3 protein-coding genes and 2 pseudogenes are annotated in these 8,304 nt (G+C 62.5%); 2 read left to right on the top strand and 3 right to left on the bottom strand.

Features of this window, described 5'->3' with window-relative positions; translation table 11 throughout:
* Positions 1-65: 65 nt before the first annotated feature.
* From HT737_RS25870 to HT737_RS25860, 3 genes and pseudogenes are all read right to left on the bottom strand, one after another.
* A pseudogene (locus tag HT737_RS25870) lies at positions 66-3,216 on the bottom strand (CusA/CzcA family heavy metal efflux RND transporter).
* Between the two features lie 15 nt (positions 3,217-3,231).
* Positions 3,232-4,425 (bottom strand): efflux RND transporter periplasmic adaptor subunit, encoded by a 1,194-nt coding sequence (locus HT737_RS25865; RefSeq protein ID WP_182404271.1) that lies wholly within the window; start codon positions 4,423-4,425, stop codon positions 3,232-3,234.
* 49 nt (positions 4,426-4,474) lie between these two features.
* Positions 4,475-5,722, bottom strand: a complete 1,248-nt coding sequence (locus tag HT737_RS25860; protein ID WP_182404270.1) for a TolC family protein — start codon at positions 5,720-5,722, stop codon at positions 4,475-4,477.
* 411 nt (positions 5,723-6,133) lie between these two features.
* Here HT737_RS25860 and HT737_RS25855 point away from each other — a divergent pair, with 411 nt between their 5' ends.
* Positions 6,134-6,808: a heavy metal response regulator transcription factor gene (locus HT737_RS25855; protein ID WP_182404269.1), complete on the top strand. Its 675-nt coding sequence runs from the start codon at positions 6,134-6,136 to the stop codon at positions 6,806-6,808.
* Positions 6,805-8,239, top strand: a pseudogene (locus tag HT737_RS25850) (heavy metal sensor histidine kinase). The gene HT737_RS25855 and the pseudogene HT737_RS25850 overlap by 4 nt, the downstream one beginning before the upstream one ends.
* The last annotated feature ends 65 nt before the right edge of the window (positions 8,240-8,304 follow it).

Genomic DNA, 8,304 nt, shown 5'->3' with positions numbered 1-8,304 from the left:
AAAAAAGCGGGCTGCTGCGCAGCCCCATCGGGGATAAATCCCCTCGCCACAAAGGTAGTGCTGTTCTACCGGATGGGCACTACGTCCCCATCCCGGCGATGGGCGATCTGATACAGCGCCGGCAAGATCAGCAGCGTGAGAATGGTCGAGGACAGAATCCCGCCAATCACCACCGTCGCCAGCGGCCGCTGCACTTCAGCACCGGTGCCGGTCGCAAGGGCCATCGGAATGAAACCCAGCGACGCCACCAACGCCGTCATCAACACCGGCCGCAACCGCGTCAGCGCGCCGACATTGATCGCCTCCGCCAGCGACCGCCCTTCCTCGCGCAAATTGCGAATGAACGCAATCATCACCAACCCGTTGAGCACCGCCACCCCGGACAGCGCAATAAACCCCACGCCTGCCGAAATCGACAACGGAATATCCCGCAGCCACAACGCCATGACCCCACCGGTCAACGCAAACGGAATCCCGGTAAACACCAGCAAGCCGTCCTTCAGATTGTTGAACATCATGAACAACAGCCCGAATACCAGCAGCAGCGCCACCGGCACCACAATCTGCAAGCGCTTGGCCGCCGATTGCAGTTGCTCGAACTGCCCGCCCCAACGGGTCCAGTAACCGACCGGGACCTGCACCTCGCGCTCGATCACCGCACTCGCTTCGCTGACGAACGAGCCGATATCGCGCCCGCGCACGTTGGCGCTGACGATCACCAGGCGCTTGCCGTTTTCGCGGCTGACCTGGTTCGGCCCGAGCACCAGATCGAGGCTGGCGACGTCCTTCAGCGCGATAAACCCGATCTGGTTCGGCGCACCGCTCAGCGCCGGCACCGGAATCAGCAGCGCCGACAAGCCGTCGATGTCCTTGCGCATGGCATCGGACAAGCGCACCACCATGTCGAAACGCCGATCGCCCTCGTACAAGGTGCCGGCCTGACGCCCGCCGACGGCCACTGCGATGGTGTCCTGCACATCGCCGACGTTGAGCCCGTAACGCGCTGCCTTGTCGCGGTCGATGTTGATGGTCAGCACCGGCAACCCGGTGGTCTGCTCGACCTTCACTTCAGACGCGCCGCTGACCTTCTGCATCGCCGCCGCGATCTTCGCCGCCGTGGCGTTGAGCACGTCCATGTCATCGCCGAACACCTTCACCGCAACATCGCTGCGCACGCCGGAAATCAGTTCGTTGAAGCGCAACTGGATCGGCTGCGACAGTTCATAGTTGCTGCCCGGCAGTGTCGCGGCAGCGGCTTGCAGTTCGGCCATCAGGGTTTCGCGGGACTTGTTCGGGTCTGGCCATTGCTCCTTGGGTTTGAGCATCACGTAGCTGTCGGAGATGTTCGGCGGCATCGGGTCGGAAGCGATTTCCGCCGTGCCGGTGCGGGCGAACACCCGTTCAACCTCCGGCACTTTGGCCAGGATCAGCGTTTCCAGGCGCTGCTGCATGTCCACCGATTGTGTCAGGCTGGTGCCCGGCACGCGCAGTGCTTGCAGAGCGAAATCCCCTTCACTGAGGCTCGGCACAAACTCGCTGCCCATACGGCTGGTGAGCACGCCGCTGAGCACGATCACGCCCAACGCCGCGCCCACCGCAACCGTGCGATGGGTCATGACCCAGGCCAGCGCCGGCGCATACACCCGACGTGCGCCGCGCATGACCGCGCCCTCTTCTTCCTTGACCTTGCCGGTGACGAACAGCGCAATCGCCGCCGGGACGAAGGTCACCGACAGCAGCATCGCACCGAGCAGCGCGATGACCACGGTGAGCGCCATCGGGTGGAACATTTTCCCTTCGACGCCACTCAGGGCGAAGATCGGCAGGTACACCACCATGATGATCAACTGACCGAAAATCAGCGGGCGCCGCGCCTCTTTCGCGGCGGCGAACACTTCCTTGAAACGCTCGGCACGGCTCAACAAACGCCCGTGATGTTGCTGCGCATGTGCCAACCGGCGCAGGGTGTTTTCGACGATCACCACCGCGCCGTCGACGATAATGCCGAAGTCCAGCGCGCCGAGGCTCATCAGGTTGGCGCTGACCTTGTTGCTGAACATGCCGGTGAAGGTGAACAGCATCGACAGCGGAATCACCATCGCGGTAATCAGCGCAGCGCGAATGTTGCCGAGGAACAGGAACAGAATCGCGATCACCAGAATCGCGCCTTCGATCAGGTTCTTTTTCACCGTGGCGATGGCTTTGTCGACCAGGTGCGTGCGGTCGTACACCGGCACGGCGACCACGCCTTGCGGCAGGGATTTATTGATCTGTTCGAGCTTGCTGGCCACCGCTTGCGAGACGGTGCGGCTGTTCTCGCCGATCAACATGAACACCGTGCCGAGCACCACTTCTCGACCATTTTCGGTGGCCGCGCCGCTGCGCAGTTCGCGGCCGATTTCTACGGTGGCGACATTCTTGACCCGGATCGGCGTGCCATCGACATTGGCCATGACGATGTTGGCGATGTCTTCGGTGCTCGCCACTTGCCCTGGTGCGCGGATCAGCAACTGCTCGCCGCTGCGCTCAATGTACCCGGCACCGACGTTGGCGTTGTTGCGCTCAAGCGCAGTGATCAGATCGGTGAGGGTGAGCTTGTACGCGGCGAGGCGTTTCGGATCCGGCGCGATCTGATATTCCTTGGCAAACCCACCGATGGTGTTGATCTCCGCCACCCCCGGTACGTTGCGCAATTGCGGTTTGATGATCCAGTCCTGAATCACCCGCAGATCGGTCGGCGTGTAGGCTGTGCCGTCGTCCTTCAACGCGCCTTCCTGCGCCTCCACCGTCCACAGAAAAATCTCGCCGAGACCCGTGGAAATCGGCCCCATCAGCGCTTCCGCGCCTTCGGGCAATTGCTCCCTGGCGATCTGCAGGCGCTCATTGACCAGTTGGCGAGCGAAGAACAGGTCGGTGCCGTCCTTGAAGATCACCGTGACCTGCGACAGCCCCGGAGCGCGACAGCGAGCGGGTCTGCTCCAGCGCCGGTAGACCGGCCATCGCGGTTTCAATCGGGAAAGTGATGCGCTGCTCGGTTTCCAGCGGCGAGAACCCGGCGGCGCCGGTGTTGATCTGCACCTGGACATTGGTGATGTCGGGCACGGCATCAATCGGCAGTTTCTGATAGCTGGCGATACCGAGGCCGGCCATGAGCAGAACGGCGAGCAGCACGATGATGCGCTGCTCGATGGCAAACTGGATCAGGCGTTCGAACATGGGAACCTTCCAGAATTAATGACTGTGCTCGGCCGAGGCTTTGCCCAGCTCCGACTTGAGAACGAAGCTGCCGGCACTGGCGACTTGCACGCCCGGTTCCAGCCCTTGGGTGACTTCCACGTGGCCGGCGGCGCGGCTGCCCAGTTCCACCGCCTGCGCCTTGAAGCCGTCGTCGGTACGCACGAACACCGTGGGTTTGTCCTCGACGGTCTGGATCGAGGTTTCCGGCACGGCCACTTTCGCTTCGCGGCTGTCAGTGGCGACCCGTGCGTTGACGAACAGCCCCGGTCGCCACGAGCCTTGCGGGTTTTCCAGGGTCACGCGCACGGTCGCGGTGCGGGTCTGTTCGCCGAGCAGACTGCCGACATAAGCCACACTGCCAGTCACTTCAGCTTTCAATTCCGGCGCACTGACGGTCACCGCTTTGCCGACCTGCACCTGGGTCAGGTCCTTGGGCGAAACGCCGAAGGTCACCCACACGCGGGACAAGTCCGAAAGGGTGAACGCGGCGGTGGTTTCATCGACCACCTCGCCCGGCGTCAGGTGTTTTTCCACCACCACGCCGTCGAACGGCGCGCGCAGTTCGTAGCGATTGCCGCCGGTGGCGACCACACTGCCGCTGAGCACGCTGATTTTTTGCCGGGCGTTGTTCATGGCGATTTCCGCCTCTTCCAACGCTTGCCTGGCCTGGAGGAAATCCTGCTCGGCGGAGATCTTGTCCTGCCAAAGCTTTTTCTCGCGCTCGTAGGTCGTACGCGCCAACGCCAGGCGACGTTGCGCGGCAGCCTGCTCGCTGCGCTGATCGGAGATCTGTTGACTGGCGATCACCGCCAGCAACTGGCCCTTCTTCACCGCTTGCCCGAGGTTGACCGCCACCGACTCGACCACCCCCGGCACGCGCGGCACGACGTGCGCCGTGCGGTCCTCGTCGAAGCGCACTTCGCCGGGGAACGACAGGCCGAGACTGATGCGCTGCGCCCGCGCCTCGACCAGTTGAATGCCTGCGGCGGCGATCTGCTCGGCGCTCAATTCGATGTGGCCTTCTTCGGCATGTTCGCCTTCGGCGGCAGCGCCCTCCTCAGCGTGGTCAGCATGTTCGGAAGCCTCATCGGCATGCGCGTCGATGTTGCTCGTGGCCGGCCACATCGAACCGGTGCCAATGCCCAGCGCCAGGGTCGCCACCGCGACCACCATCAGTTTTTTATCCATGGAAACTCCTCTGCGCCATGCCATCGCGCAGTTGTCTGAACAGTGAAATTCAAGGGCTGACGCTGAGGTCGCCGAAGATCCGTTCCAGGCGCACGCGGGCGTCGGTCGCCTCGCTGACGGCCTGGATGTACTGGCTGCGCGCGGCAATCAGGGTGCGCTGGGCGTCGAGCACGTCGAGGAAGCCGAACTTGCCCATTTCAAAACCACGGGTGGCGCTGTCCACTGCACTTTGTGCGGCGGGCAGGATGGTCTGATTGAACGCGTTGACTTCGCCGTTGGCGGTCTGCCATTGCTCCAGACTGGTCTGGACTTCGGTGCGCAAGCGCAGCTCGGTGGCGTTGCGCCGATCCCGCGCCTGATCGCTACGGCGGGCGGCGGCGAGCACGTTGCCCTGATTGCGGTTGAACAGCGGAATCGGCATCGACAGCCCGACCACGTTGACCCGTTCGCGCTCGGTTTCGCTGTACTGGCTGCCGATGCTCACGGTCAGGTCGGGAATGCGCTGGGACTTTTCCAGGCCCAATGAGGCTTCGCGCTGATCGATCTGCAGTTTCGCCAGACGCAGCTCGGCGGTCTGGTTCAGACGCTCGAGCAAGCGGCCGGGCGGCGGCAGCGTGGCGAGGTTTTGTGTGGCGGTCTGGACGTTGGTCGAGGTCGGCAACGGTGCGCCCATGACCTGCGCCAGTTGCTGATAGGCGTTGGCCTGATCGCGCTCGGCGCGGCTCAGTTCCAGGCGCACTTCCGAGAGCTGCACCTGTGCCCGGGTGCCTTCGACCGGCGACGATTTGCCGGCCTCGATCCGGCCCTGCGCCACGCGCAAGCCGTGCTCGGCCAGTTGCAGAGACTGGCGCGCCAACTGCAAGCGTTGCTGCGCGGTTTGCGCGCTGTTGAACGCCTGAATCACATCGGCGCGCAAGGCATTGCGCTTGCGCTCCAGCTCGATGCCGGCGGCGTCCTGCGCCCGGCTGGCAACATCGATCCGCGCGGCGCGTTTACCGCCCAGCTCAATCGGCTGACTGAGCATCAGCGTGGTGGTGCGCGAGTCGCGCCGTGTGTCTTCGGCCTCCCACGACACTTCGGGATTGGGGATCAGCCCGGCCTGCTGGCGATCGCCCTCGGCGATGCCGATTTCCCACTGCGCGGCGGCGAGGTCGGGGTTGCCGGCGAAGGCACTTTGCAGCGCCTGATCCAGAGTCAGGGTCGAGGCGCTGGCAAGGCTGTTGCACGCCAACCACAAGAGGCCGCTGGCGGTTATGTTCAGGCGTGTTCGCGCCGTCAGTTTGATTAAACCGGGCAATTGGAAGACTTCCTTTATTCAAGAATCTTTGATGCCGCCACGGTAGGGTTTTGAACTTATCGTCAAGGTGACTGGAACATTACAAATCCGTTATCAACGGTTAGCGAAAGTTGTTTTGCTCTAGGATGCGAAGTGCAAACGGCGTTGTCGTAATACATCGAAACACATACGCACGGGTTATCTGCCAAACAGCACTTGCCGAAATCGAAGTCTCGGAAATTTGCTTTTTTTTAGCTGCGACAGGGTGTCGCGCAACGCCGGTTTAAAGGCTCCGCTCGTTGACCCTGTAGCCACTTCAGCCTTTACCGTGCCTGGCATCAAGTGATTGAAACGTGCGCAAGGCCCTACAAAAACAACAACTTTCCCGACCGCCTTAATTAAACATCCATTAAATGAAAGTGGTGAAAGATCATGCGAATCCTTGTCGTCGAGGACGAGCTTAAAGCTGCCGAATACTTGCATCAGGGTTTGACCGAAAGTGGTTATATCGTTGACCACGCCGCCACCGGTGCCGATGGCTTGCATCTCGCGCAACAGCAGACGTACGACCTGATCATTCTCGACGTGAACTTGCCGGAACTGGACGGCTGGGGCGTCCTGGAACAACTGCGCCGTACCCACTCCACGCGGGTGATGATGCTCACCGCGCGCGGGCGGCTGGCGGACAAGATTCGCGGTCTGGACCTGGGCGCCGACGACTATCTGGTCAAGCCGTTCGAGTTTCCCGAATTGCTCGCGCGGGTCCGCACCCTGATGCGCCGCAGCGAAAACATGCCGCTGCCGCAGGTGTTGAAAGTCGCTGATCTGGAGCTCGACCCGGGCCGCCATCGGGCATTTCGCGGCGCGCAGCGCATCGACCTGACCACCAAGGAGTTCGCCCTGCTGCACTTGCTGATGCGCCAGTCCGGCGAGGTGCTGACCCGCACACAAATCATCTCGCTGGTGTGGGACATGAATTTCGACTGCGACACCAACGTGGTCGAAGTGTCGATCCGCCGCTTGCGGGCGAAGATTGATGACCCGTTCGACAACAAGCTGATCCACACCCTGCGCGGTGTCGGCTACGTGCTGGAGGCGCGGGAATGAAGCCGGCCAGCCTGTCGATGCGCCTCGGGTTGACGGTGAGTATTCTCGGCGCGCTGCTGGTGGTGTTTCTGGCGATCCTTGCGTATTTCGCCCTGACCCATGAGCTCAATGCCCTGTCCCGCGACAGCCTGCAAAAGAAGATGGCGCAGGTGGAGCACAGCCTGTCGCTGTACGTCGACGCCAACGAAGTCAGTGGCAAGCCGCACATTCTGCTCGATCAGGTCATGGGCCATGACAACCTGACGCTGACGATTTATGACCGGTCGAACCTGCGTTCGCCGCTGCTCAAATCCGGCTCGGGACTCACCGATCCACGGGTGGAACTCAGAGCGGTTCGCGGGACCACCGATCAACTGACCTACAGCGACAGCAGCGATGCCGAAGGCGCGCGGTTCCTCAACGCATCGAAGCTGATTCGCCTCAAGGACGGCAGCAGCGTGCCGGTGCTGCTGTCGATGGACAACGCGCATGATCAAGCGCTGCTCAGTGCTTATCTGCGCTCGACGCTGATCGCGTTGCCGTTGCTGCTGATGTTCATCGGCCTCACAGCCTGGGGCGCGGTGCAGCGCGGACTGGCGCCGCTGCGCGAGTTTCGCAAAGTGGCGGCGATGGTTTCGACTCAGGATCTGGATCATCGGCTGTCGGTGGTGAACATGCCGCAGGAGCTGAGCGAACTGGCGCAGGGCATCAACTTCATGCTGCACCGCCTCGATGCCGGGGTGCAGCAGTTGTCGCAGTTCTCCGATGACCTGGCGCATGAGCTGCGCACGCCGATCAACAACCTGATGGGCAAGGCCCAGGTGACGCTGTCCCGCGAGCGTACGACCGAGGAGTACAAGGATGTGCTGGTGTCCAGCATCGAGGAACTGGAGCGTGTGGCGCGGATTGTCTCGGACATGCTGTTTCTGGCGCAGGTCAGTCATCCGTCGGCGCTGGCGCCGTTTGAATCGGTGGCGCTGGAGGTTGAGGCGGCGAAGGTCGCGGAGATGTTTTCGCTGTCGGCGCAGGACAAGCAGATTCACTTGAATGTTGTCGGCAGCGCCTCGGTGTTGGGCGATCGGCTGATGATTCAGCGGGCGATTTCCAACCTGCTGTCCAATGCGCTGCGTCATTGCCCGCACGGTAAAACCATCACCTTGCTGATCGAGCAAGGCGCGACGCAGACGTCACTGCTGGTCAGCAATCCCGGCGTCGGCATTGAGGCGCGACACCTGCCGCATCTGTTCGACCGCTTCTACCGCGTCGACAGCGCCCGCTCGCGCTCGCAGGGCAGCACCGGGCTGGGGCCTGGCAATCGTGCGCTCGATCATGAGCCTGCATCAGGGGGTGGCGGAGGTGAAGAGCTTGCCCGGCGTCATGACCGTGTTCCGCCTCGGTTTTCCTGCGGCGGCACCCATGGCCCCATCGCTTGCAGGCCAGCTCCCACAGTGAGTCGCGGTATGCCCGGGCCTGACGCCATGCTTGATACCAAGCATGAAGCTGGCATTGACCGATGT

The sequence above is a fragment of the Pseudomonas sp. MD195_PC81_125 genome, assembly GCF_014060985.1.
Lineage (GTDB): Bacteria > Pseudomonadota > Gammaproteobacteria > Pseudomonadales > Pseudomonadaceae > Aquipseudomonas > Aquipseudomonas parakoreensis.
Note: the sequence above shows the minus strand (reverse complement) of the source record. Positions and strands in the feature narration are given on the sequence as shown.